The 24,264-nt window shown below is 68.0% G+C and carries 22 protein-coding genes; 12 read left to right on the top strand and 10 right to left on the bottom strand.

Annotation, left to right across the window (positions count from 1 at the left end; all coding sequences use genetic code 11):
• The first annotated feature begins 60 nt into the window (after positions 1–60).
• The gene (gene glnE, locus HWX09_RS26275) at positions 61–2,862 is read left to right on the top strand and encodes a bifunctional [glutamate--ammonia ligase]-adenylyl-L-tyrosine phosphorylase/[glutamate--ammonia-ligase] adenylyltransferase (RefSeq protein WP_027783615.1); all 2,802 of its coding nucleotides are present in this window, start codon (positions 61–63) and stop codon (positions 2,860–2,862) included.
• A 93-nt stretch (positions 2,863–2,955) separates the two neighbouring features.
• Here glnE and recN read toward each other — a convergent pair whose 3' ends face one another.
• Positions 2,956–4,605 carry a DNA repair protein RecN gene (gene recN, locus HWX09_RS26270; RefSeq protein ID WP_027783616.1) on the bottom strand — a complete coding sequence of 550 codons (1,650 nt, stop codon included), beginning with the start codon at positions 4,603–4,605 and terminating at the stop codon, positions 2,956–2,958.
• A gap of 19 nt (positions 4,606–4,624) precedes the next feature.
• Entirely contained in the window at positions 4,625–5,527 is a 903-nt protein-coding gene (locus tag HWX09_RS26265) for an NAD kinase (RefSeq protein WP_027783617.1), read from the bottom strand.
• 131 nt (positions 5,528–5,658) lie between these two features.
• Between HWX09_RS26265 and hrcA the strand changes: the two genes are divergently transcribed.
• From hrcA to HWX09_RS26250, 3 genes are all read left to right on the top strand, one after another.
• Positions 5,659–6,681 carry a heat-inducible transcriptional repressor HrcA gene (hrcA, locus tag HWX09_RS26260; RefSeq protein ID WP_027783618.1) on the top strand — a complete coding sequence of 341 codons (1,023 nt, stop codon included), beginning with the start codon at positions 5,659–5,661 and terminating at the stop codon, positions 6,679–6,681.
• A gap of 178 nt (positions 6,682–6,859) precedes the next feature.
• Complete coding sequence (gene hemH, locus HWX09_RS26255; protein WP_027783619.1) at positions 6,860–7,924, top strand: ferrochelatase; 1,065 nt, start codon at positions 6,860–6,862, stop codon at positions 7,922–7,924.
• A gap of 84 nt (positions 7,925–8,008) precedes the next feature.
• Positions 8,009–8,416 carry an RNA-binding S4 domain-containing protein gene (locus HWX09_RS26250; protein WP_027783620.1) on the top strand — a complete coding sequence of 136 codons (408 nt, stop codon included), beginning with the start codon at positions 8,009–8,011 and terminating at the stop codon, positions 8,414–8,416.
• Here the strand turns inward: HWX09_RS26250 and HWX09_RS26245 are convergent.
• A complete protein-coding gene (locus HWX09_RS26245) occupies positions 8,388–8,549 on the bottom strand; it encodes a hypothetical protein (protein ID WP_006476841.1) in 162 nt (53 codons plus the stop codon). The genes HWX09_RS26250 and HWX09_RS26245 overlap by 29 nt on opposite strands.
• Positions 8,550–8,901: 352 nt before the next feature.
• On the opposite strand from HWX09_RS26245, the gene grpE reads away from it, so the two are divergent.
• From grpE to HWX09_RS26220, 5 genes are all read left to right on the top strand, one after another.
• Positions 8,902–9,447 (top strand): nucleotide exchange factor GrpE, encoded by a 546-nt coding sequence (gene grpE, locus HWX09_RS26240; protein WP_027783621.1) that lies wholly within the window; start codon positions 8,902–8,904, stop codon positions 9,445–9,447.
• Between the two features lie 10 nt (positions 9,448–9,457).
• Positions 9,458–9,901: a thioredoxin family protein gene (locus HWX09_RS26235; RefSeq protein WP_027783622.1), complete on the top strand. Its 444-nt coding sequence runs from the start codon at positions 9,458–9,460 to the stop codon at positions 9,899–9,901.
• A gap of 147 nt (positions 9,902–10,048) precedes the next feature.
• A complete protein-coding gene (dnaK, locus tag HWX09_RS26230) occupies positions 10,049–12,001 on the top strand; it encodes a molecular chaperone DnaK (RefSeq protein ID WP_027783623.1) in 1,953 nt (650 codons plus the stop codon).
• A 253-nt stretch (positions 12,002–12,254) separates the two neighbouring features.
• On the top strand, positions 12,255–13,391 hold the full coding sequence (gene dnaJ, locus HWX09_RS26225; RefSeq protein ID WP_027783624.1) for a molecular chaperone DnaJ: 1,137 nt from the start codon (positions 12,255–12,257) through the stop codon (positions 13,389–13,391).
• A 4-nt stretch (positions 13,392–13,395) separates the two neighbouring features.
• A complete protein-coding gene (locus HWX09_RS26220) occupies positions 13,396–15,318 on the top strand; it encodes a bifunctional anthranilate synthase component I family protein/class IV aminotransferase (RefSeq protein ID WP_027783625.1) in 1,923 nt (640 codons plus the stop codon).
• A gap of 125 nt (positions 15,319–15,443) precedes the next feature.
• Here the strand turns inward: HWX09_RS26220 and panB are convergent, their stop codons facing one another.
• From panB to hda, 6 genes are read right to left on the bottom strand one after another with little or no spacing between them, the layout of a single operon-like run.
• Positions 15,444–16,259 (bottom strand): 3-methyl-2-oxobutanoate hydroxymethyltransferase, encoded by an 816-nt coding sequence (gene panB / locus HWX09_RS26215; protein ID WP_027783626.1) that lies wholly within the window; start codon positions 16,257–16,259, stop codon positions 15,444–15,446.
• A gap of 41 nt (positions 16,260–16,300) precedes the next feature.
• A complete protein-coding gene (locus tag HWX09_RS26210) occupies positions 16,301–16,987 on the bottom strand; it encodes a deoxynucleoside kinase (protein ID WP_027783627.1) in 687 nt (228 codons plus the stop codon).
• On the bottom strand, positions 16,984–17,526 hold the full coding sequence (gene folK / locus HWX09_RS26205; RefSeq protein WP_006476832.1) for a 2-amino-4-hydroxy-6-hydroxymethyldihydropteridine diphosphokinase: 543 nt from the start codon (positions 17,524–17,526) through the stop codon (positions 16,984–16,986). Before folK ends, HWX09_RS26210 begins: the two co-directional genes overlap by 4 nt.
• Positions 17,527–17,561: 35 nt before the next feature.
• Positions 17,562–19,100, bottom strand: coding sequence for a polynucleotide adenylyltransferase PcnB (pcnB, locus tag HWX09_RS26200; RefSeq protein WP_027783628.1), 1,539 nt, complete (start codon positions 19,098–19,100; stop codon positions 17,562–17,564).
• A 5-nt stretch (positions 19,101–19,105) separates the two neighbouring features.
• Positions 19,106–19,783: an HAD family hydrolase gene (locus HWX09_RS26195; RefSeq protein ID WP_027783629.1), complete on the bottom strand. Its 678-nt coding sequence runs from the start codon at positions 19,781–19,783 to the stop codon at positions 19,106–19,108.
• An 11-nt stretch (positions 19,784–19,794) separates the two neighbouring features.
• Positions 19,795–20,529, bottom strand: coding sequence for a DnaA regulatory inactivator Hda (gene hda / locus HWX09_RS26190; RefSeq protein ID WP_012327945.1), 735 nt, complete (start codon positions 20,527–20,529; stop codon positions 19,795–19,797).
• 250 nt (positions 20,530–20,779) lie between these two features.
• Here hda and purM point away from each other — a divergent pair, with 250 nt between their 5' ends.
• Positions 20,780–21,835, top strand: a complete 1,056-nt coding sequence (gene purM, locus HWX09_RS26185) for a phosphoribosylformylglycinamidine cyclo-ligase (RefSeq protein ID WP_027783630.1) — start codon at positions 20,780–20,782, stop codon at positions 21,833–21,835.
• A gap of 109 nt (positions 21,836–21,944) precedes the next feature.
• Complete coding sequence (locus HWX09_RS26180; protein ID WP_027783631.1) at positions 21,945–22,340, top strand: SgcJ/EcaC family oxidoreductase; 396 nt, start codon at positions 21,945–21,947, stop codon at positions 22,338–22,340.
• A gap of 34 nt (positions 22,341–22,374) precedes the next feature.
• Here the strand turns inward: HWX09_RS26180 and tet are convergent, their stop codons facing one another.
• Positions 22,375–23,574: a Tet(A)/Tet(B)/Tet(C) family tetracycline efflux MFS transporter gene (gene tet / locus HWX09_RS26175; RefSeq protein WP_034185398.1), complete on the bottom strand. Its 1,200-nt coding sequence runs from the start codon at positions 23,572–23,574 to the stop codon at positions 22,375–22,377.
• Positions 23,575–23,630: 56 nt separating this feature from the next.
• On the opposite strand from tet, the gene tetR reads away from it, so the two are divergent.
• Positions 23,631–24,263 carry a tetracycline resistance transcriptional repressor TetR gene (gene tetR / locus HWX09_RS26170; RefSeq protein WP_027783633.1) on the top strand — a complete coding sequence of 211 codons (633 nt, stop codon included), beginning with the start codon at positions 23,631–23,633 and terminating at the stop codon, positions 24,261–24,263.
• The last annotated feature ends 1 nt before the right edge of the window (position 24,264 follow it).

The raw sequence follows: 24,264 nt of genomic DNA, 5'->3' as shown, positions 1-24,264 counted from the left end.
GCGGGGCGCGCACGCGCCGGCCCGCTGCCAGCCCGGCCTTTCCGCCAGGCCCGCTTCTCGATGACCGACGCTTCCGCCCTGATCAGCACGTCCTATTCCCGATACCTTGCCCGCGCGGCTGCCGCGCGGCCCGCGCTGGCCGAGCAGGTCGCCGCGTGGGCGGCCGCGCCGCTCGGCCGCGCGCAGCTCGACGCGCGCTTGACCGAGCTGCTCGCGACGCCGGCCGGCACGGCCGTGCCGGGCGACGAGCAACTGAAGCGCGCGCTGCGGCAACTGCGCGCCGAGGCGTTCGGCGCGGTCGCGGAGCGCGACCTGCGCGGCCTGGCGGACGTCGCCGAGGTAACGGGCGCGATGACCGATCTCGCCGAAGTGGCCGTGCAGCGCTCGCTGGCGCTGCTGTCGGCCGAACTCGAGGCGCTGTACGGCGAGCCGCGCGGCGCCGACGGTCAGCGCGTCGTGCTCGGCGTGGTCGGGATGGGCAAGCTCGGCGGCCGCGAACTGAACGTATCGTCGGACATCGACCTGATCTTCGTCTACGAGGACGACGGCGAGACCACCGGCGGCGCACGTTCGCCGCTGTCCACGCAGGAATACTTCACGCGGCTCGGCCGGCGGCTGATCGGCGTGCTGTCCGAGGTCACGGCCGACGGCTACGTGTTTCGCGTCGACATGCGGCTGCGCCCGAACGGCGATTCGGGGCCGCTCGTCTGCAGCCTCGGGATGCTCGAGGAATACTTCTACGTGCAGGGGCGCGAGTGGGAGCGCTATGCGTGGATCAAGGGGCGGCTCGTGTCGGAAGGCGACAGCGACGCGGCGCAGCGGCTGGCGGCGCAGCTGGAATCGATCGTCAAGCCGTTCGTGTACCGCCGCTATCTCGATTTCGGTGTGATCGGCGCGATCCGTTCGCTGCACCAGCAGATCCGGCACGAAGCCGCGCGGCGCGCGTCGATGCGGCCCGACAAGGCCGACGACATCAAGCTCGGGCGCGGCGGGATCCGTGAGATCGAGTTCAGCGCGCAGGTGTTCCAGTTGATCCGCGGCGGCCAGGATGCGGAATTCCGCGTGCGGCCGACGCTCGCGGTGCTGCGACATGCGCAGGCGCGCGGGCTGATCGGCGATGACGTCTGCGCCCGCCTGACCGACGCCTACCGCTTCCTGCGCACGCTCGAGCACCGGCTGCAGTACCGCAACGACGCGCAGACGCACGCGATGCCGGTCGAGCCCGACGAGCGCGCGGCGCTGGCCGCGTCGCTCGGGTTTGCCGACTACGCGGCGCTGATGACGGTGCTGGACGGCCACCGCACGTTTGTCGAAGCGCAGTTCGACCAGATTTTTGCCGACAAGGCGAACGGCGCGCCGTGCGCGGCCGGCGACGACACGGCGGCCGCGTGGATCTGGAGCGGCGCGCTGGCCGACGACGGCGAGGACGACGCGCTGGTCGCGCGCCTCGACGGTCTCGGCTTCACCGATCCGGCCGCCGTGCTCGCGCGGTTGCGCGCGGTCTGGCAATCGTCGCGCTACACCGGACTGCCGGAAAAGAGCCGGCAGCGCTTCGACAGCGTCGCGCAGCGCGCGCTCGACGCCGCGCCGAAGATCGACGCCGCGCGGCGCGACGACACGATCGTGCGGCTGTTCGACCTGCTGGAGACCGTCAGCCGGCGCGGCGTCTATCTCGCGCTGCTGACTGAATATCCGGCCGCGCTCGACCGTGTGCTGTCGGTGCTCGGCGCGACGCGCTGGGGCGGCGGCTACCTGATCCGCCATCCGCAACTGCTCGACGAGCTGCTCGACGACGAGGCGATCGCGAGCCCGTTCGACTGGCCCGCGTTCAAGGATGCGCTGCGCGCGCGGCTCGCGGCGGCCGACGGCCCCGAGCAGCAGATGGACTTGCTGCGCCACGCGCAGCACGCGGAGGTGTTCCGGATCCTGCTGATCGATCTGGCCGGGCAACTGTCGGTCGAGCATGTGAGCGACCGGCTGTCCGAGCTGGCCGACGCGGTGCTCGACGTGACGATCGAAGTCGTCTGGTCGCAGCTCGCGAAGCGCCATCGCGACGTGCCGAAGTTCGCGGTGATCGCGTACGGCAAGCTGGGCGGCAAGGAGCTCGGCTACGCGTCGGATCTCGACCTGATCTTCCTGTACGACGATCCGGACGAGCGTTCGGCGGACGTCTACACGACCTTCACGCGGCGCCTGATCACGTGGCTCACGACCGCGACCGGCGCGGGCGCGCTGTTCGACATCGACCTGCGGCTGCGGCCGAACGGCGAGGCCGGGCTGCTCGTCACCGATCTCGACGCGTTCCGCCGCTATCAGCTGCGCGAGGGCGACGCCGCCAACACCGCGTGGGTGTGGGAGCACCAGGCGCTGACGCGCGCCCGCTACAGCGCGGGCGACGCGCAGATCGGCGCGGATTTCGAGGCGATCCGCCAGCAGGTGCTGACGACGCCGCGCGACGGCGGCGTGCTTGCCAAGGAGATCGTCGACATGCGCGGCAAGGTGTTTGCCGGCCATCCGAACCAGACCGAGCTGTTCGACCTGAAGCACGATCGCGGCGGGATGGTCGACATCGAGTTCATCGTCCAGTACTGGGTGCTGCTGCATGCGTCGAGCGACGCCGAGCTGATCCGCAATACCGGCAACATCGCGCTGCTGCGCGAGGTCGCGCGCTTCGGGCTGATGAGCGAGGACGAGGCTGAGTGCGTCGGCGCCGCGTACCGCAAATACCGGAAGCTGCAGCACAAGCTGCGGCTCGACGGGATGGAGAAGGCGCGCGTCGATCCGGCGGCGGTGGCCGACGAGCGGGCGGCCGTGACGGCGCTGTGGACGCGCGTGTTCGGCGCGGTTGAAACGGGCGTTTGAACGGAAGGCGGGTGGCGGGCGCGGCATCGATCCGCGTACCGCCCTGAATTGAACGTGCGAGCCCTTTCGTTTCGGGCGGGACGGGCGGCCGCGTCAGGCCGCCAGCATTTCCTTCGCGTGCTTGCGCGTGGTGGCCGTGATTTCGAGCCCGCCGAGCATCCGCGCGACTTCCTCGATCCGGTTGGCGCGGTCGAGCGCGACGACCGTCGAGACCGTGCCGCCGCGCTCGTCGGCGCCCTTTGCCACCTGGAAATGATGGTCGCCGCGCGCGGCGACCTGCGGCAGGTGCGTCACGCACAACACCTGACGGTCGCGCCCGAGCTGGTGCAACAGGCGGCCGACCACTTCGGCGACGCCGCCGCCGATTCCCGTATCGACTTCGTCGAAGATCAGCGTCGGCGTCGGGCTCGCCGCGCTGGCGATGACCGCGAGCGCGAGGCTGATCCGCGCGAGTTCGCCGCCCGACGCGACCTTCGCGAGCGGCCGCAGCGGCACGCCCGGGTGCCCGGCCACGCGGAACTCGACCTGCTCGAGCCCGTGCGGGCCGCCGTCCGCGAGCGGCACGAGCGCGACTTCGAAGCTTCCGCCCGCCATCGACAATTCCTGCATGCCGGCCGTGACGGCCGTGCCGAGCGCCTTGGCGGCCTGCGCGCGTGCCTTCGACAGGCGTTTGGCGTCGGCAAGATAGGCTTCCCGCGCCTTGGCCTGTGCCGCCTCGAGCGCGCCGAGATCGGCGGCCGCGTCGAGCGCGGCGAGCTGGGCGCGCCGCGCCGCATGCTCTTCGTGCAGCGTGTCGGGCGGCAGCCGGAACTTGCGGGCGGTCGAGTGCAGCGCGTCGAGACGCGTTTCGACCTGCGCGAGCCGCTCAGGGTCGAGATCGACGCGCTGTGCATAGTGCGACAGCGAATAGACGGCTTCCTGCAACTGGATCTCGGCCGGTTCCAGTGACGCGAGCGCATCGCCGAGCGCGGTGTCGTAATCGGCCAGGCCGCGCAGTTTCGACACGATCGCGCCGAGCTGCGCGAGCATCGCGTCGTCGGACTCGGACAGCGCGTTGAGCGCGCCGCGCACGCCTTCGATCAGGTTCGCCGAATGCGACAGGCGCTTGTGTTCGTTGCTGACTTCCTCCCATTCGCCGGCTTGCGGCGCGAGCTTGTCGAGTTCGGCGAGCTGCCACGCGAGCTTTTCGCGTTCGAGCTGCAACTCGCGCTCGTGCGCCTTCGCGGCGTCGATCGCCTGCGTCGCGTCGCGCCACACGCGCCAGGCGCGCGCGACGTTCGCGGCATCGGCGACGAGCCGCGCGTGCGTGTCGAACAGCTCGCGCTGCGCGTCGGGCCGCATCAGCAACTGGTGCGCGTGCTGGCCGTGGATGTCGACGAGCATCTCGCCGAGCTCGCGCAGTTGCGCGAGCGTCGCACTGGTGCCGTTGATGAACGCGCGCGACCGGCCGTTAGCATCGATCACGCGGCGCAGCATCACGGTGTCCTCGGCGTCGAACGCGTGTTCGTCGAGCCAGCGCGCGACGCGGTCGTGCGGCGTGAATTCGGCCGTGATGTCGGCGCGGCCGCAGCCGGTGCGCACGACGCTCGCGTCGGTACGTTCGCCGAGCGCGAGGGCGAGGGCGTCGATCAGGATCGATTTACCGGCGCCGGTTTCGCCGGAAAAGACGGAGAAGCCGCTGTCGAATTCGAGATCGAGCGCGGCGACGATGACGAAGTCGCGGATCGAGAGGTGGCGGAGCATGGTGTCGGGCGGGGCGGCGTCAGGACGCCTTGTCGTCTTCGTTCGATGCGTGTTCGTTCCAGTGCAGCTTCTTGCGCAGCGTCGTGTAGTAGCTGTAGCCGATCGGGTGCAGGAACGGCACCGTGTGCTTCGAGCGGCGCACCTCGATCGTATCGTTCAGCTCGAGCGACGTGAACGACTGCATGTCGAAATTCACGTTGACGTCGCGGCCGCCGACGATCTGGATCGCGATCTTCGAGTCGTCGGGCAGCACGATCGGCCGGTTCGACAGCGCGTGCGGCGCGATCGGCACGAGCACGACGCCCGCCAGCTGCGGATGGAGGATCGGGCCGGCCGACGACAGCGCATACGCGGTCGAGCCGGTGGGCGTCGCGACGATCAGCCCGTCCGAGCGCTGGTTGTACATGTAACGGCCGTCGACCGACGCGCGCAGCTCGACCATCCCGGAGAAGCCGCTGCGGTTCACGACGACGTCGTTGAACGCGAGCGCGTGGTAGATCGGTTCGCCGTCGCGCACGATCCGCGCCTCGAGCAGCGAGCGCTCCTCGCGCTCGAACTTGCCGGCCAGCATCACGGGGACGAGCGCGTGCATGTCGGATGCCGCGATGTCGGTGATGAAGCCGAGCCGCCCGTGGTTGATCCCGATCAGCGGTGTCCGGTACGGCGCAAGCTGGCGGCCGATGCCGAGCATCGTGCCGTCGCCGCCGAGCACGATCGCCACGTCCGCTCGCGCCCCGATTTCGGCCGGGGTGAGCGCCGGGTAGCCGGCGATGCCGATTTCCCGCGCGGTCTCGCTTTCGAAGACGACCTCGAAGCCGAGCGTGGCGATGCTGTCCGCCAGCGTGGCGAGCGGCTCGGCGATGCCGGGCGTGTTGCTCCGGCCGACGAGCGCGACAGTATTGAACTGATTACCGGTTTTCATGCCGGCATTACACCATAGCTCGTTGACGAAAAGAACCGGCTGTGCGCGGACGGGGCCGGATCGGCTCGGCCCGCGCAACGGTGGCCGACGCCACTCGCCGCGGTCGCGCCGTTGCGCTAAAATTTTCCACCATGCTAGATCCTCGCGCACGAACCCTCCTGAAAACCCTGATCGAACGGTATATCGCCGACGGTCAGCCAGTCGGATCGCGCACGTTGTCCCGTTACTCCGGGCTCGAGCTGAGCCCGGCGACGATCCGCAACGTGATGTCCGACCTGGAGGAGCTCGGCCTCGTGTCGAGCCCGCACACGTCGGCCGGCCGCATCCCGACGCCGCGTGGCTACCGGCTGTTCGTCGATACGATGCTGACGGTCGAGGCGCCGATCGACGCCGAGGCCGTCGCGCGCCAGGTGCAGAACACGCTGCAGGCCGGCGAGCCGCAGCAGCGGGTGGTTGCCGCCGCCGCGAGCGTGCTGTCGAACCTGTCGCAGTTCGCGGGCGTCGTGCTGACGCCGCGCCGCAGCCACGTGTTCAAGCAGATCGAGTTCATGCGCCTGTCCGACAAGCGCATCCTGCTGATCATCGTCACGCCCGAGGGCGACGTGCAGAACCGCATGCTGGCGACGCCGCGCGACTATTCGCCGTCGCAGCTGACCGAGGCGTCCAACTACATCAATGCGCATTTCGCCGGCCTGTCGTTCGACGAGGTGCGCCGCCGCTTGCGCGACGAGATCGACCAGTTGCGCGGCGACATGACGACGCTGATGCACGCGGCCGTGACGGCCAGCACCGAGGTGCCCGACACCGAGGACACCGTGCTGATTTCCGGCGAGCGCAACCTGCTCGAAGTGGCGGACCTGTCGTCCGACATGGCGCGGCTGCGCAAGCTGTTCGACGTATTCGACCAAAAGACGGGCCTCCTGCAACTGCTCGACGTGTCGAGCCACGCCCAGGGCGTGCAGATCTTCATCGGCGGCGAATCGACGCTCGTGCCAATCGAGGAAATGAGCGTCGTCACCGCGCCGTACGAGGTGAACGGGCAGATCGTCGGTACGCTCGGCGTGATCGGCCCGACCCGCATGGCGTACAACCGTGTGATACCGATCGTCGACATCACCGCGCGCCTGCTGTCGCTGACGCTGAGCCAGCAATAACCCGCGATCGCCGGCGGATGGCCGGCGAATGGCCGGCGAATGTCCGACAATCGCCAGCCCGATCCCGCCCCGCTATCGTGCCGCGGCGCCGCTTGCGGCGACAGTCGGCCGAACGGTACGGGGCGGCCCGCTATAATCAAGGGCCGTCCGGTCCCGTGCCCCGAGCACGTTCTTGCCCATGCGTTTCGATCTTGAGCCGCCTTCGAGCGTCGCGGCCGCCCATCGCATCGGTGTGCTGCTGATCAATCTCGGCACGCCCGACGCGCCCACGCCGCGCGCTGTGCGGCGCTACCTGGCCGAATTCCTGTCGGATCCGCGGGTCGTCGAAATCCCGCAGGCCGTCTGGCAGGTGCTGCTGCGCACGCTCATCCTGCCGCTGCGCGGCCGAGCGTCCGCGAAGAAATACGCGGCCGTCTGGATGCCCGAGGGCTCGCCGCTGCGCGTGTACACCGAGCGTCAGACCGACAGCGTGCGGCATCTGCTCGTGTCGAACGGCTATCACGTGATGGTCGACTACGCGATGCGCTACGGCAGCCCGAACATTTCGCACGCGCTCGCGCAGTTCAAGCGCGCGGGCGTCGAGCGTGTGCTGTTGATGCCGATGTATCCGCAATACTCGGCGTCGACCACGGCCACCGCGTTCGATGCAGCGTTCGACGCGCTCGCGCGCATGCGCAATCAGCCGGAAGTGCGTACCGTGCGGCACTACGCCGACCATCCGGCCTATATCCATGCGCTGGCCGAGCAGGTGCGCCAGTACTGGGCGCAGCACGGCCGGCCCGATTTCGCGGCCGGCGACAAGCTGGTGCTGAGTTTCCACGGCGTGCCGAAGCGCACGCTCGACCTGGGCGATCCATATCACGACCAGTGCCAGCAGACGGGCGCGTTGCTGATGGCCGCGCTCGGGCTGTCGGGTACCGAATGCCGCGTCACGTTCCAGTCGCGCTTCGGCAAGGCCGAATGGCTGCAGCCGTACACCGCGCCGACGTTGCGCGAATTCGGCGAGGCCGGCGTGCGGCGGGCGGACGTGTTCTGCCCCGGCTTCACGGCCGATTGCCTGGAGACGATCGAGGAAATCGGCATGGAAGTGCGCGACGAGTTCCTCGCCGGCGGCGGCAAGACCTTCCACCGCATTCCGTGTCTGAACGGCGCGTCCGCGTGGATCGGCGCGATCGGCGAGATCGTCGCGGAGAATCTGCAGGGCTGGCCCGTCAAGGCCGCGCAGCCCGAAACGGTAGGTTGAGATGAAACGATCTCCACGCGCTTTTCGTTCGCCGTTTTCCGAGGGGGCGGTCAACCCCCTTGGGCCGGCCCGGCGGAGGCTGACATGAACTACAAGATTTCCACGGAACCGGGCGCGAAGCTGCGCATCGACAAATGGCTGTGGGCGGCCCGGTTCTTCAAGACGCGCTCGCTCGCGACCGATGCGGTCGACAAGGGGCACGTGAGGATCGGCGGCGCGGCGGTCAAGCCGGCGAAGGACGTGCGGGTGGGCGACGAGGTCGAGATTGCGATCGACGGCATCGTCTGGCACATTGCCGTGCTGGGCGTGTGCGACGTGCGCGGGCCCGCGAGTGTCGCGCAGACGCTCTACGAGGAAACGGAAGCGGGGCGGGCCGCGCGGCTCGCCGAACTGGAGCGGCGCCGCACGTATCGCGAGCCGGCGGCCGAGCTGCACGGCCGGCCGACGAAGCGCGACCGGCGCATCATCGACAGATTTTCTGGTGGGAGCTGAACATCTGGTCGAACGTCGCCCGCGCGCTTCCATATTCGGTCGTGCGGTCGGTGACGGCTCCCGACAGGCAGATGGTGGTGGTGCCGGCAATGAGTACCAGCGCGACCACCGATATCGCAAAGGTCAGTTTCACGGTACTCCCCTCGAGAACAAGGGTGAAAACGGCGCCAGGTGGATGTCAGGCGGCGGTCAGCTAGGGTAAACACGCTTTTCCGACGCTTGAGTGGAGTGTAGTGCAGCGGACCTGTGCGGAGCTAGTACTTGCTGGGTAAGCGTTGTTACAGGCCGTTTCGCCCGATCCGGCGCACTATGCGACGCCTGCCCCGGAAACCGCGCGGTTGTTTCGCGGCATTGGCGAATGCCGGCGAATGACCCTCTTGAAACCGCAGTTTTCGCCCTTATTTGCACCAACAATGTGCGGTGCCGCCGGGTATACGTCCGGCGGTGGCCGATTTGGCTTCAACCTCTAATCGACTTTCAGCGACATGGAAAACACGCAAGAGAACCCGGCTACCCCATCGGCCGAAGACATCGGCAGCGAGAAGCAGGCGGCGCAAGGCGCCGCACCCGCCGCCGAAGCCGCCGACGCGGCGCTCGCGGAGGCTCAAGCCAAGGTCGCCGAGCTCCAGGAAAGCTTCCTGCGGGCGAAGGCCGAGACCGAGAACGTGCGCCGCCGCGCGCAGGACGACGTGTCGAAGGCGCACAAGTTCGCGATCGAGAGCTTCGCGGAACACCTGCTGCCCGTGCTGGACAGCCTGGAAGCGGCCGTCGGCGATACCTCCGGCGACATCGCGAAGGTGCGCGAAGGCGTCGAGCTGACGCTGCGCCAGCTGACGAGCGCGCTCGAGAAGGGTCGCGTCGTCGCGATCAACCCGGTCGGCGAGAAGTTCGATCCGCATCAGCACCAGGCCATTTCGATGGTGCCGGCCGAGCAGGAACCGAACACCGTCGTCACGGTGCTGCAAAAGGGCTACATGATCGCCGACCGCGTGCTGCGTCCGGCGCTCGTCACCGTCGCCCAGCCGAAGTAAGGCGGCCGCCATGGTGCCCGCCGGCGTCGATCCGGCCGCGTTCGACGCGTTCGACATGCAGGCGCTCGACGCTGGCACGTTCGACGCGGCCGTCGACGGCGCGGGCGAAGCACTCGCGGTGGTGTTCTTCTGGGGCGTCGACTGCTTCAACTGCGAGATCGCGAAGAAGGCGATGCTCGCCCAGCCCGACGCGATCCGCGCGCTGGGCCTGAAGTGGTTCCATTGCAACGTGTACGAACACCATCAGCTGGGGCGCCGCTTCGGGCTGCACGGCGTGCCGACGTGGTTCTTCTTTCACCGCGGCAAGCGACTGGGCCGCGCGACGGGCTGGCATGGCCTCGCGCAGTTCGAGGCCGCCGTCGCGGCGGCACGCGCGAAGATCGACGCGGCGGCGGGTGCGCCGTCCGGCGCGGGCGCCGGCGGCCCGCACGATCCGCTAGCCGGCGGCGATTGAAAAAATTTAATATCCGCATCGCTCGTCGGGTCTTGAAAACGGATCGGACGGACGCATTTCGGGAACAGAGTTGAATTCTGGCGTGCGAAACCGCCTAAAAACGCGGCGTTTCGTGCAGCAAACAAGCATTTCTGGAGATTAGGAAAAATGGGAAAGATCATCGGTATTGACCTCGGCACCACGAACTCGTGCGTCGCCATCATGGAAGGCAACCAGGTCAAGGTCATCGAGAACTCGGAAGGCACGCGCACCACGCCGTCGATCATCGCGTACATGGACGACAACGAAGTTCTCGTCGGCGCGCCGGCCAAGCGCCAGTCGGTGACCAATCCGAAGAACACGCTGTTCGCGGTGAAGCGCCTGATCGGCCGCCGTTTCGAAGAGAAGGAAGTCCAGAAGGACATCGGCCTGATGCCGTACACGATCATCAAGGCCGACAACGGCGATGCATGGGTCGAAGCGCACGGCGAAAAGCTCGCGCCGCCGCAGGTGTCGGCTGAAGTGCTGCGCAAGATGAAGAAGACGGCCGAAGACTACCTCGGCGAGCCGGTCACGGAAGCCGTGATCACGGTACCGGCGTACTTCAACGACAGCCAGCGCCAGGCGACCAAGGACGCCGGCCGTATCGCGGGCCTCGAAGTCAAGCGGATCATCAACGAGCCGACGGCAGCCGCGCTCGCGTTCGGTCTCGACAAGGTCGAGAAGGGCGACCGCAAGATCGCCGTGTACGACCTCGGCGGCGGCACGTTCGACGTGTCGATCATCGAGATCGCGGACGTCGACGGCGAAATGCAGTTTGAAGTGCTGTCGACCAACGGCGACACGTTCCTCGGCGGCGAGGACTTCGACCAGCGCATCATCGATTACATCATCGGCGAGTTCAAGAAGGAGCAGGGCGTCGACCTGTCGAAGGACGTGCTCGCGCTGCAGCGCCTGAAGGAAGCGGCCGAAAAGGCGAAGATCGAGCTGTCGTCGGGTCAGCAGACCGAAATCAACCTGCCGTACATCACGGCGGACGCATCGGGCCCGAAGCACTTGAACCTGAAGATCACCCGCGCGAAGCTGGAAGCGCTGGTGGAAGACCTCGTCGAGCGCACGATCGAACCGTGCCGCATCGCGATCAAGGACGCGGGCGTCAAGGTGTCGGACATCGACGACGTGATCCTCGTCGGCGGCCAGACGCGCATGCCGAAGGTCATGGAGAAGGTGAAGGAGTTCTTCGGCAAGGATCCGCGCCGTGACGTGAACCCGGACGAAGCCGTCGCCGTTGGTGCGGCGATCCAGGGCCAGGTGCTGTCGGGCGACCGCAAGGACGTGCTGCTGCTCGACGTGACCCCGCTGTCGCTCGGCATCGAGACGCTCGGCGGCGTGATGACGAAGATGATCAACAAGAACACGACGATCCCGACGAAGCACGCTCAGGTGTACTCGACGGCCGACGACAACCAGGGCGCCGTGACGATCAAGGTGTTCCAGGGCGAACGCGAAATGGCGGCGGGCAACAAGCTGCTCGGCGAGTTCAACCTCGAAGGCATCCCGCCGGCACCGCGCGGCGTGCCGCAGATCGAAGTGACCTTCGACATCGACGCGAACGGCATCCTGCACGTCGGCGCGAAGGACAAGGCGACCGGCAAGGAAAACAAGATCACGATCAAGGCGAACTCGGGCCTGTCCGAGGCCGAGATCGACCAGATGATCAAGGACGCGGAAGCGAACGCAGCGGAAGACCACAAGCTGCGCGAGCTGGCCGATTCGCGCAACCAGGGCGACGCGCTGGTCCACAGCACGAAGAAGGCGCTGACCGAGTACGGCGACAAGCTGGACGCGGGCGAGAAGGAAGCGATCGAAGCGGCGCTGAAGTCGCTCGAGGAAGCGCTGAAGGACACGTCGGCCGACAAGGCTGCGATCGACGCGAAGGTCGAGGAGCTCGGCAAGGTGTCGCAGAAGCTGGGCGAGAAGATGTACGCCGACATGCAGGCCCAGCAGGCGGGTGCGGCCGGCGCGGCGGGTGCTGCGGAAGGCGCGGCCCACGCGGGTGGTGCGCAACAGGCTGCCGACGACGTCGTCGACGCCGAGTTCAAGGAAGTGAAGAAGGACTAAGCCGGGTTGCCATGGCACCGTACGCCGCGCGCGAAACGCGCGCGGCGCGGCTGACAAGCGGTCTGTCTTTCCTTCCGGATGGCCGGATCGACTCCACGCCTGGCGGGCCTTGCGGCCCTCCGGGCACATTTGTTTTTTGGCGGGTGCTGCGCGAGCCGTCCACGGACGGTGCAGCGCCAGACGAGTCGAGAGACTTTACTGCGGGCGAAAGGAGCCGCCGCGTGCGCGATGCGTGGCGGCACAGTGAATCGATATGGCGAAACGGGATTACTACGAGGTTCTGGGCGTCGCGAAGAATGCGAGCGACGACGAAATCAAGAAGGCATATCGCAAGCTTGCGATGAAGTATCACCCTGACCGCAATCCGGACAGCAAGGATGCGGAGGAGCATTTCAAGGAGGCGAAGGAAGCCTATGAAATGCTGTCGGATGGTCAGAAGCGGGCCGCGTACGACCAGTACGGCCACGCGGGCGTCGATCCGAACATGGGCGGTGCGGGCGCGCAGGGCTTCGGCGGCTTCGCCGATGCATTCGGCGACATCTTCGGCGACATCTTCGGTCAGGCCGCGGGCGGTGCCGCGCGCGGCGGCCGCGGCGGCCCGCAGGTGTACCGCGGCGCCGACCTGCGCTACAGCATGGAAATCACGCTCGAGCAGGCCGCGCACGGCTACGACACGCAGATCCGCGTGCCGAGCTGGGTGTCGTGCGAAGTCTGCCACGGGTCGGGCGCGAAGCCCGGCACGAAGCCGGAAACCTGCCCGACCTGTCACGGCCAGGGCACGGTGCGCATGTCGCAGGGCTTCTTCAGCATCCAGCAGACCTGCCCGAAGTGCCATGGCACGGGCACCTACATCCCCGAGCCGTGCGTGCATTGCCACGGGTCGGGCAAGGTGAAGGAAACCAAGACGCTCGAAGTGAAGATCCCGGCCGGGATCGACGACGGGATGCGGATCCGCTCGGCCGGCAACGGCGAGCCGGGTATCAACGGCGGGCCGCCGGGCGACCTGTACGTCGAGATCCACATCAAGCCGCATGCGGTGTTCGAGCGCGACGGCGACGATCTCCACTGCCAGATGCCGATTCCGTTCACGACCGCCGCACTCGGCGGCGAGATCGAGGTGCCGACGCTGGCCGGCCGTGCGTCGTTCCCGGTGCCGGAAGGCACGCAGTCGGGCAAGACGTTCCGCCTGCGCGGCAAGGGCATCAAGGGGCTGCGTTCGAGCATTGCGGGCGATCTGTACGTGCACGTGCAGGTCGAGACGCCCGTGAAGCTGACCGACCACCAGCGCGACCTGCTCAAGCAGTTCGAGAAGTCGCTGGCCGAAGGCGGCGCGCGTCACAGCCCGCAGAGCAAGAGCTGGTTCGATCGGGTGAAGAGCTTCTTCGAGTAACGGCATGACTGAAGGCAACGAGAGCGCGTCGTTCGCGCTCTTGGACGATTGCGACTCGACCGCGTCCTCGCGGTCGAGTCGTTTGTATTCGGGCTTCGTGCGCGAACGCGTGTGCACGGACCCGGCGCAGCTCGACGCCGTCGACGCGGCGCTCGCGCAGGATTTGCGCGACGGGCTGCATGCGGTCGTCGTCGGCGATTACGAATTCGGACGCAATCTGCAACGGGCGCAGCCGGGCCATGCCCCGCTGCGCTTTTTGCTGTATGCGCGCTGCGAGCGGCTGTCACGCGACGGCGTCGACGCGTGGCTCGCGCAGCAGGACGGCGGCGGCACGCCGTCGATCGCGGGCGTCGCGCATGTCGCGAAGAGCGTGTCGCGCGATGCGTTCGACGCGGCGATCGCCGCGGTGCACGACGCGCTGTGCGCGGGCGATTCGTATCAGGTCAATTACACGTACCGGCTGCATTTCGACGTGTTCGGCACGCCGCTCGCGCTGTACCGGCGGCTGCGCGCGCGCCAGCCGGTGCGGTACGGCGCGCTGATCGCGCTGCCGGACGGCGCGTGGGTCGTGTCGTGTTCGCCGGAGCTGTTCGTCGAGCGGCACGGCGACGTGCTGCGCGCGCGGCCGATGAAGGGCACCGCGCCGCGTTCGAGCGATCCGTGCCGCGACGCCGAGGCAGCGGCATTCCTCGCGAACGACCCGAAGAATCGCGCGGAAAACGTGATGATCGTCGACCTGCTGCGCAACGACGTGTCGCGGATCGCACGCACGGGGACGGTCAAGGTGCCGGCGTTGTTCTCGGTCGAGCCGTATGCGTCGGTGTGGCAGATGACGTCGACGGTCGAAGCCGGCTGGCGCGACGGCACGACGTTCGCGCAGATGCTGCGCGTGCTGTTCCCTTGCGGGTCGATCACGGGCGCGCCAAAGTACAAGACGATGCAGCTGATCGACACGATCGAGTCGACACCGCGCGGGCTGTATACCGGTGCGATTGGCTGGCTCGACGCGCCGAAGGATGAGGCTGTATCTGCCGGCGCGGCGGCGCCCGGCGGCGCGGCCGGTTGCGGCGATTTCTGCCTGTCGGTCGCGATCCGGACGCTGACGCTCGATGCGCTCGCGGCCGATGCTGCCGGGACGATCGCCACGCGCGACGCGGCAACGGCCGCTGCTGGCCGGCGGCGCGGCACGATGGGCGTCGGTGCGGGCATCGTGCTCGACAGCGTCGCGGCCGATGAATATGCGGAGTGCGAATTGAAAGCGCGATTCCTGACGGATGCCGACCCTGGCTTCCAGCTGTTCGAAACGACGGCGGCCACGCGGGCGGACGGGATCCGCCATCTTGATCGCCATCTCGCGCGGCTGCAACGCAGCGCGGATGCGTTCGGCTTTCGCTTCGATGCCGACGCGTTGCGTCGCGAGATCGATGCGCGCTGCGTGGCGCTCGACGGCGACGGCGCGTACCGGATGAAGCTCGCGTTGGCGAAGGACGGCACGATCGAGATCGTCGCGGCGCCGCTCAAGCCGTTGCCGCCGGGGCCGGTCGGCGTGCTGCTGGCCTCCGCGCACGGCTTCGCGCCGACCCGCGCGAGCGACGCGCTGCTGCTGCACAAGACGACGCGCCGCGCTGAATACGACCGCGCATGGCAGGCGGCGGAAGCGCTCGGCGGGTTCGACATGCTGTTCGTCAACGAGCGTGGCGAGGTGACGGAAGGTGGGCGTTCGAATCTGTTCGTGAAGCTGGACGGCCAATGGGTGACGCCGCCGTTGACGAGCGGTGTACTGCCTGGCGTGATGCGCGGCGTGCTGCTCGACGATCCCGCATTCGGCGCGGTGGAGCGCGTCGTGACTCGTGACGATCTCGCGCGGGCGCAGGCGCTGCTGCTGACCAACGCACTGCGCGGCGCGCTCGACGCGGTGTTGAAATGACGCGATGACGATTCGGGCCGTGTGTCCGACATTCGCTGCCGCTCGCCTTCGGCAACGTGGTATTCCAATAAAAAACGCGGCGCCCTTTGCGGGGCGCCGCGTTTTTCTACATCCAGCCCGTTACGTCAGAACGTATGCTCGGCTCCCGGGAACGAGCCGTCCTTCACCGCGCGCACATACGCTTCGACCGCCGCCTGAATATTCGGCTGGCCTTGCATGAAGTCCTTGACGAAGCGCGGCCGCTTGCCGGGGAAGATGCCGAGCATGTCGTGCAGCACCAGCACCTGGCCCGAGCAGTCCGCACCCGCGCCGATGCCGATCGTCGGAATGCGCAGCATGTGCGTGACTTCGGACGCGACGAGCGTCGGCACGGCCTCGAGCACCACGAGCTGCGCGCCCGCGCTCTCGATCGCGCGCGCGTCGCGCAGCAGTTGCGCGGCGCCGGCTTCGGTCTTGCCCTGCACCTTGAAGCCGCCGAACGCATGCACCGATTGCGGCGTCAGGCCGACATGCGCGCACACGGGCACCGCGCGTTCGACCAGGAAACGCACGGTGTCGGCGAGCCATTCTCCGCCTTCGAGCTTGACCATCTGCGCGCCGGCGCGCATCAGCTTGACCGAACTCGCGAACGCGTCGGCGGGCGTGCCGTACGTGCCGAATGGGAGGTCCGCGACGATCAGCGTGCGCGGCTGCGCGCGTGCGACGCAAGCGGTGTGATATGCGATGTCGTCGAGCGTGACGGGCAGGGTGGTGGTGTGCCCTTGCAGCACGTTGCCGAGCGAATCGCCGATCAGCAGGACGTCGGCGCCCGCGCGGTCGAGCAGCGCGGCGAAGCTCGCGTCGTAGCAGGTCAGCATCGCGATCTTCTCGCCGGCGTCGCGCATCGCCTGCAGTTTCGGCACGGTCACGGCAGGCCGGCTCGATTCCTGGAGATAGGTCATGGGGAATCCGGATCGATGGGTAAAAACAGCGGCGAGACGCGTCAGCGCGTCGTCTCGCCCTTGACGAAGAATTCCTTGCGGCCGCGCATCGTCTCGATGCGCTCGACCAGCAGGGCGAGATCCTCGGGGGAATCCAGCGGGTTCAGGTGTTCCGCCGCGACCGTCAGCACCGGCGTGCGGTCGTAGTGGTAGAAGAATTCGTTGTACGCGTCGACGAGCGAGCGCAGGTACGCGTCGCTGATCTGCAGTTCCATCGGCATCCCGCGCTTCTGGATGCGCGAGAACAGCACTTCGGGGCTGGCCTGCAGATAGACGACGAGATCGGGCGACGGCGCCTGCGGCACGTCGACGTGCGTGGCGACCGAACGATACAGCTGCCACTCGTCTTCCGGGAGGTTCAACCGCGCGAAGATGTCGTTCTTCTGCGGCATGAAATCGGCGATGACGGGCCGGCCCGTGTCGAGCGCACCGATCAGCTCGCGCGCCTGCTGCGCGCGCTGCAGCGCGAACGACAGCTGGACGGGCAGCGCGTAGCGCGCGGTGTCGCGATAGAAGCGTTCGAGGAACGGGTTGTCCTGCGGGCGTTCGAGCAGCGTCTGCATCGACCAGCGCTCGGCGAGCAGGCGCGCGAGCGTCGTCTTGCCGACGCCGATCGGGCCTTCGATCACGAGATAGCGGTGCGGGGCGCGCAGGTCGGGCGCGGTGACGGTCAGCGGAGTCGAGTTCATCGGCAACGGGTCTTGTCGGCGTCTTCGCCGGCAGCGAGCGCCTTCTGCATCAGGCACTGGCAGGTCTGTACCTTTTCGACGCGCTGATCCGCGACGGCGGCGAGAAACGCGTCGGCACGGCCGCGCGCGGGGATGTCGAGCGCTGGCTCGATTTCGACGAGCGGCACGAGCGCGAACGCGCGATCGGTGAGGCGCGGGTGCGGGACGATCAGGTCGGGTTCGTCGATGGAATCGGCGCCGAACAGCAGGATGTCGAGGTCGAGCGTGCGCGGCGCATTGCGATACGGGCGCTCGCGGCCGAAGTGATGTTCGATCTTCTGGCAGAGCGCGAGCAGCTCGCGGGCCGACAGCGTCGTGTCGAGCTTGACGACGCAATTGTAGTAATCGTCGCCGCCCGCTTCGAACGGCGCCGTGCGATACAGGCTCGACTTGCCGAGGATCGAGATGGTGCGCTGCTGCGCGAGGCACACCACCGCGTCCTTCAGGGTCTGGCGCGCATCGCCGAGATTCGCCCCCAATCCGATATATGCAACCGTCATGGCATCACTTCCTACGTCGTTCGCCGGCGCATGCGTCAGTCGTCGGAACCGCTCGCGGTATCCGGCGCCTGCTCGGCGGCACCTTCACCCGGATTGCGGTTTCGCGCACCGCCGCGGCGGCGCCGCTTGCGGGGCGATTTTTCCTTCGAGCCGCCCTGCGTGAGCAATGCCTCGCGAGCGGCCGCGTCGCCTTCGATGAAATCCGTCCACCACTGTCCGACTTCCGTATCGAGCTCGCCGGATTCGCAGCGTAACAGGAGGAAATCATACCCCGCTCTAAACCTTTGGTGTTCCAGCAGCCGCATCGCGCTGCGGCCCGAGCGTTTCTCGAGGCGCAACTGCAGGCCCCAGATCTCGCGCATGTCGGCCGAGTAACGCTTGTGGATCGCGAGTTTCTCGGTCTGCATGTCGAGCACGTCGTCCATCGCGCGATGGAGCGCCGGCACCGGGATTTCGCCCCCGGCCGTGTACTGCTCGAAGCGCTGGCGCATGTCGTGCCACAGCAGCGTCGCGAACAGGAAGCCCGGCGACACCGGCTTGCCGGCGCGCACGCGCGCGTCGGTGTTGTTCAGCGCGAGCGTGATGAACTTCTCGCCCTGCGGCTGTTCGAGCACGACGTCGAGCAACGGCAGCAGCCCGTGATGCAGGCCTTCCTTGCGCAGCCGCTGCAGGCACGCGAGTGCGTGCCCCGACAGCAGCAGCTTCAGCATTTCGTCGAACAGGCGTGCGGCCGGCACGTTGTTGATCAGGTCGGCGAGCGAATGGATCGGCTCGCGCGTATGCGGTTCGATCTCGAAATCGAGCTTCGCCGCGAAGCGCACGACGCGCAGCATCCGCACCGGATCCTCGCGGAAGCGGGTGGCCGGATCGCCGATCATCCGCAACAGGCGGGCGCGTATGTCGGCCATCCCGTCGTGATAGTCGAGCACCGTCTGCGTCGACGGGTCGTAGTACATCGCGTTGATCGTGAAGTCGCGGCGCGCGGCGTCCTCGTGCTGCTCGCCCCACACGTTGTCGCGCAGCACGCGGCCGCTCGCATCGACCGCGTGCGTGCGGCGATCGAGTTCGTCGCGCTTCAGGCGCCTCGGCGGCTCGGCCGTGGCCGCCTCGGGCGGCGCGTCGACCAGCGCGCGGAACGTCGATACCTCGATCAGCTCCTGGCCGAACTGCACGTGGACGATCTGAAAGCGGCGGCCGATCAGGCGCGCGCGGCGGAACAGGCGCTGCACCTCGGTCGGCGTCGCGTCGGTCGCGACGTCGAAGTCCTTCGGTGCGATGCCGAGCAGCAGGTCGCGCACCGCGCCGCCGACGATGAACGCGCGAAAGCCCGCCTGCTGCAGCGTGTCGGTCACGCGCACCGCGTTCTTCGAGATCAGCGCCGGGTTGATGCCGTGCACGCTGGCCGGCACGACGGTCGGCTCATGGTTGCTGCGCGATTTCTTCGCGCCGCCGCCGCGGGCGCCCTTCGGGGCGCGCGGGGCAGCAGGGGCCGCTTCGTCGGCCGGGGCCGAGGAGGGGGGCGTTTGCTCGATTTCGTCCTGTCCGAGCAGCTTGCGAATGAATTTTTTGATCACGACGTTCAGAAGAGATCCAGGATGCGCCAGCCGCGGTTGCTTGCATGCGCACGCAGCGTGTCGTCGGGGTTGGTCGCGATCGGGTCGGTGACTTTCTCGAGCAACGGGATGTCGTTGTGCGAGTCGCTGTAGAAATAGCTGTGTTCGAAGTCGTCCCAGTGCTTGCCGAGCGATGCGAGCCACGCTTCGGTGCGCACGATCTTGCCTTCGCGATAGCTCGGCGTGCCGGTCGGCCGGCCCGTGTACGGCGAATCGGGATGCCCGTCGGTCGTTTCGACCTCGCACGCGATCAGCGTGTCGACGCCGAACGCGGTCGCGATCGGGCGCGTGATGAATTCGTTGGTGGCCGTCACGACGCAGCACAGGTCGCCCGCATCGAGATGCTGGCGCACGAGTTCGAGCGCGGCGGGCGTCATCGCGGGGCGGATCACCTCGTGCATGTACTGCTCGTGCCATTCGGCGAGCTGCGCGCGCGAATACTTCGCGAGCGGCGTGAGCATCGCGCACAGGTACGCGTGGATGTCGAGCTGGCCGGCCTTGTAATCGGCGAAGAACTGATCGTTCCGACGCGAGAAGCTTTCCGCGTCGACGATGCCGAGCTTCACCATGAAGCGACCCCATTCGTGGTCGCTATCGGTCGGAATCAGCGTGTGGTCGAGGTCAAAGAGTGCCAGATTGGTCATGGAAGCGCATTTTACTCGAAGCGGTTCGGGCCCGTGCCCGGTGGTGTGATGTCGTCGCCGGGACGCGCGAGCATCCGGCGCAGCAGCGGCAGCGTGACCGCGCGTTTCTGCTCGAGCGAGAAGCGGTCGAGCGCGTCGAGCAAGGCCATCAGGCTCGGCATGTCGCGACGGAAATGGGTCAGCAGGTACGCGGCGATGTCGTCGGTGAGCGCGATCCCGCGCTCCTTCGCCGCGAGCTTGAGCACGGCGATCTTGCCGGCGTCGGACGGCGGCGACAGGTGGAACACGAGCCCCCAGCCGAGGCGCGTGCGCAGATCCTCGCGCACATCGAGCGCGAGCGGCGCCGCCGGGCCCGCCGCGACGAACGCGCTCGACGGGTGGGCGCGCACTTCGTTGAACAGGTTGAACAGCGCGACCTGCTGCGTGTCGCTCATCCGGTCGCAGTCGTCGATCGCATAGATGCCGATGCGCGGGTCGAACGTGAACGCGCCGAGCGGGCTCTGCGGCGTCAGGTAGCGCGCATAGCCGTACGACGCGTCGCTCACGAGCGCCTGCAGCAGGTGGGTGCGGCCGCTGCCGGGCTCGCCCCAGATATAGAACGACCGGTCCGGCACGGGGCCGGCCGCGAGCGCGAGATCGAGCTTCTGCAGGCGCGTGACGAGCTCGTCGTTCTCGTCGCTCATGATGAAGTTGTCGAACGTGGCGGGCGGCGGCGTGCCGAGATCGAGCGTCAGTTGACGGGACACAGCAGTCACAATGCGGGTCGGTTGAAAAAACGCGTGCCGTACGCCGGGCACGCGCGGGGGAAAGCGCCCCGGCTGGCTTCACGCGCGACCGTACGCACGGCGCGGCGCGGGTTTCGGCGCGCTTCGCCCGGCGATGAAAACGGGGACGTGTTGACCAAGATGCAATCCCTGACGATTCGGTGCTGGGAAATCCGGCCAACGGGCCGGCTTCGGGTAAAATCGCATTTTACCGACCTTCTCGCATTCCCCCATGAATCCTCCGAAATCCGCTCCCGACGCTCAGGGTCTGTCCTATCGCGACGCAGGTGTCGACATCGACGCAGGCGACGCGCTCATCGACAAGATCAAGCCTTTTGCGAAGAAAACCCTGCGCGACGGCGTGCTCGGCGGCATCGGCGGGTTCGGCGCGCTGTTCGAAGTGCCGAAGAAGTACAAGGAGCCCGTGCTCGTATCGGGCACCGACGGCGTGGGCACCAAGCTCAAGCTGGCCTTTCATCTGAACAAACACGACACCGTCGGCCAGGATCTCGTCGCGATGAGCGTGAACGACATCCTCGTGCAAGGCGCCGAGCCGCTGTTCTTCCTCGACTACTTCGCATGCGGCAAGCTCGACGTCGACACGGCCGCAACCGTCGTCAAGGGCATCGCGCAGGGCTGCGAACTGTCGGGCTGCGCGCTGATCGGCGGCGAGACGGCCGAAATGCCGGGCATGTACCCGGACGGCGAATACGATCTGGCCGGCTTCGCGGTCGGCGCGGTCGAGAAGAGCAAGATCATCGACGGCAGCACGATCGCCGAGGGCGACGTGGTGCTCGGCCTCGCATCGAGCGGCATCCACTCGAACGGCTTCTCGCTCGTGCGCAAGATCATCGAGCGCGCGAATCCCGATCTGTCGGCGGATTTCCACGGCCGCTCGCTGGCCGACGCGCTGATGGCCCCGACGCGCATCTACGTGAAGCCGCTGCTCGCGCTGATGCAGAAGCTGACGGTGAAGGGCATGGCGCACATCACGGGCGGCGGCCTCGTCGAGAACATCCCGCGCGTGCTGCGCGAAGGTCTCACCGCCGAGCTCGACCAGCACGCGTGGCCGCTGCCGCCGCTGTTCAAGTGGCTGCAGGAGCACGGCGGCGTCGCCGACGCGGAAATGCACCGCGTGTTCAACTGCGGGATCGGCATGGCCGTGATCGTCTCGGCGGCCGATGCCGACGCGGCGATCGCCGACTTGACCGCCGCCGGCGAACAGGTGTGGAAGATCGGCACCGTGCGTGCGACCCGCGAAGGCGAGGCGCAGACGGTCGTGGTCTGACGCACGGCAGCAGCAGAATGCAGTACGGAAAGCCGCCCGGAATCGATCCGGGCGGCTTTTTTTTGGCGCCGCGTGCGGTCGGACGCGCGCCGATGAAGGAGGGACGACGATGACCGAAGATGAACGCGCGATCCGCGAGCTGGTGGAAAACTGGTTCGTGTCGAGTCGGCGGGGCGATCTGGCGACCGTGCTCGACCTGATCGCCGACGACGCGATCTTCATGGTGGCCGGCAAGCCGCCGTTCGACAAGGCGGCGTTCGCGGCCGCGTCGCGCGAAGCGAACGCGGGTGCGGAGCACGCTCCGAAGGTCGACGGCCGCTACCGGATCGACGAGCTGTGCGTGATCGGCGACTGGGCATACATGCGCAATTTCCTCGAGATCGACGCGACGCCGCCGGGCGGCGAAACGATCCACCGCTCGGGCCATACGCTGACGATCTTCCGCAAGGCCGGCGGCCGCTGGCAGCTCGTGCGCGATGCGAATCTCGTGACGCTCGCGGGCTGAGCGCGGCGATGCGTATGGCGGCGCCTGTCGTCGCTCAGGCGGACGGCCTCGGTGCGCCCGCCGGCCGCGTGCCGGCCAACAGCGGCGGCACGAGCAGATAGAGCAGCGCGGCCGCAGCCCATACGAGCCCCGGCCAGGTCGCGCGCGTCGCCGCGTAGGTCGCGGTGACGACCAGCGGCCCCGCGACGCCGATCAGGCTCGCCACGCTCGCCAGCGTACCCTGCAGTTCGCCCTGGCGCGCATCGTCGACCTGTCGCGCGAGCATCGCCTGCAACGCCGGCAGCGTCATGCCGCCAGCCGCGAACAGTGGCAGCAGCGCAAACGGCACCCAGGCGGCCGTCGCGAATGCGATGATCGCCAGCCCAAGCGCGTCGCCTGCCAGGCCGAGCGCGAGCGCGCGTCGCTCGCCGAGTCGTGCGATCAACGGTCCGATCGCGAACGCCTGCGCGAGCGCGTGGCATGCGCCGTAACCGGCGAGCGAGAGCCCGGCGACGGGCGTCGACCAGCCGAAATGTTCCTGGCCGTACAGGATCCACAGCGTCGCGGGCGCCTGCGACACCAGCGCGACGATCACATAGATGCCGACCAGCGGCGCGAGCGTGGGCGCGCCGCTCAGCCGGCGCAGGCCCGCGAACAGGTTGAGCGCGCCGGCCGTCCGGCCCTCCCGGGCCGAGCGCGGCCGCGATTCCGGCAGCGCGCGCCACACGAGCACGAGGTTCAGCGCATTGAGCAACGCGGCTGCCACGAACGGCGCACGCAGGTGCAGCATGCCGAGCAGCCCGCCGATCAGCGGGCCGGCGATGAAGCCGATGCCCATCGTCGCGCCGAGCTGGCCGAAGCGCCGCGCGCGATCCGGTTCGGCCGTCACGTCGGTCACGTACGCGGTCGCGACCGCGACGTTCGCGCCGGTGATGCCCGCGATCAGCCGTCCGACGTAAAGCCACGCGAGCGTCGGCGCGAGCGCCATCAGCAGATAGTCGAGCGCGGCGCCCGCGAGCGACGCAAGCAGCACCGGTCGGCGGCCGAAACGGTCGCTCAGCGCGCCGAGCAACGGTGCACACAGGAACTGCGCGAACGCGTACAGCGCGAGCAGGATGCCGTAGTGGGTGTCGGTGCTGCCCGCGGTGGCGAGCGAGCGCAGCAGCCTGGGCAGGATCGGCATCACGATCCCGACGCCGATCGCATCGAGCAGGACCGTGGCCAGGATGGCAATCAGGGAGGGATTCAAGAGCATCACTCTATCGATGATAGAGTGATGAGTATTCCACAGTTTCCCTATCGGTGATAGAGATGAAGGACACGGGAGCGCGGCTGACGCGCGACACGGTATTGCGCGCGGCGCTCGACTTGCTGGACGAGGTGGGAATCGACGGACTTTCGACGCGACGGCTCGCCGAGCGGCTCGGCGTGCAATCGCCGACGCTGTACTGGCATTTCAGGAACAAGGCCGAGTTGCTCGACGCAATGGCCGAGGCGATCATGCTCGAGCGTCACGGCGCGTCGCTGCCGCGGCCGGACGACGTGTGGGATGCATGGCTCGCGGAGAACGCGCGCAGTTTTCGCCGCGCGCTGCTGGCCTATCGCGACGGCGCGCGCCTGCATGCCGGCACGCGGCCGCGCGCACTGCATTTCAGCTCGATCGAACGCAAGGTCGCGCTGCTCGGCGACGCGGGGTTCACGCCGGACGAAGCGGTCGACGTGATGGTCGCGATCAGCCGCTTCGTGGTCGGATGGGTGCTGGAAGAGCAGGCGGCGCCGGACGGCGACGCCGATGCGCCGCTGCCGGACGCGGCCGAGTATCCGCGGCTCGCGAAAGGCTGGGCCGCGCTGCGCGAGCGCGGCGGCGACGAAGCGTTCGAGCGCGGCATCGCGTGGATCGTCGACGGCGCCCGCGCGCGCCTGGCGGCGCGTCGGGCGGGCTGAT

This window comes from Burkholderia sp. BCC1208, from assembly GCF_902833095.1.
Classification (GTDB): Bacteria; Pseudomonadota; Gammaproteobacteria; order Burkholderiales; family Burkholderiaceae; genus Burkholderia.
The sequence above is the reverse complement of the archived record's forward strand: the minus strand, read 5'-3'. Positions and strand labels throughout refer to the sequence as shown.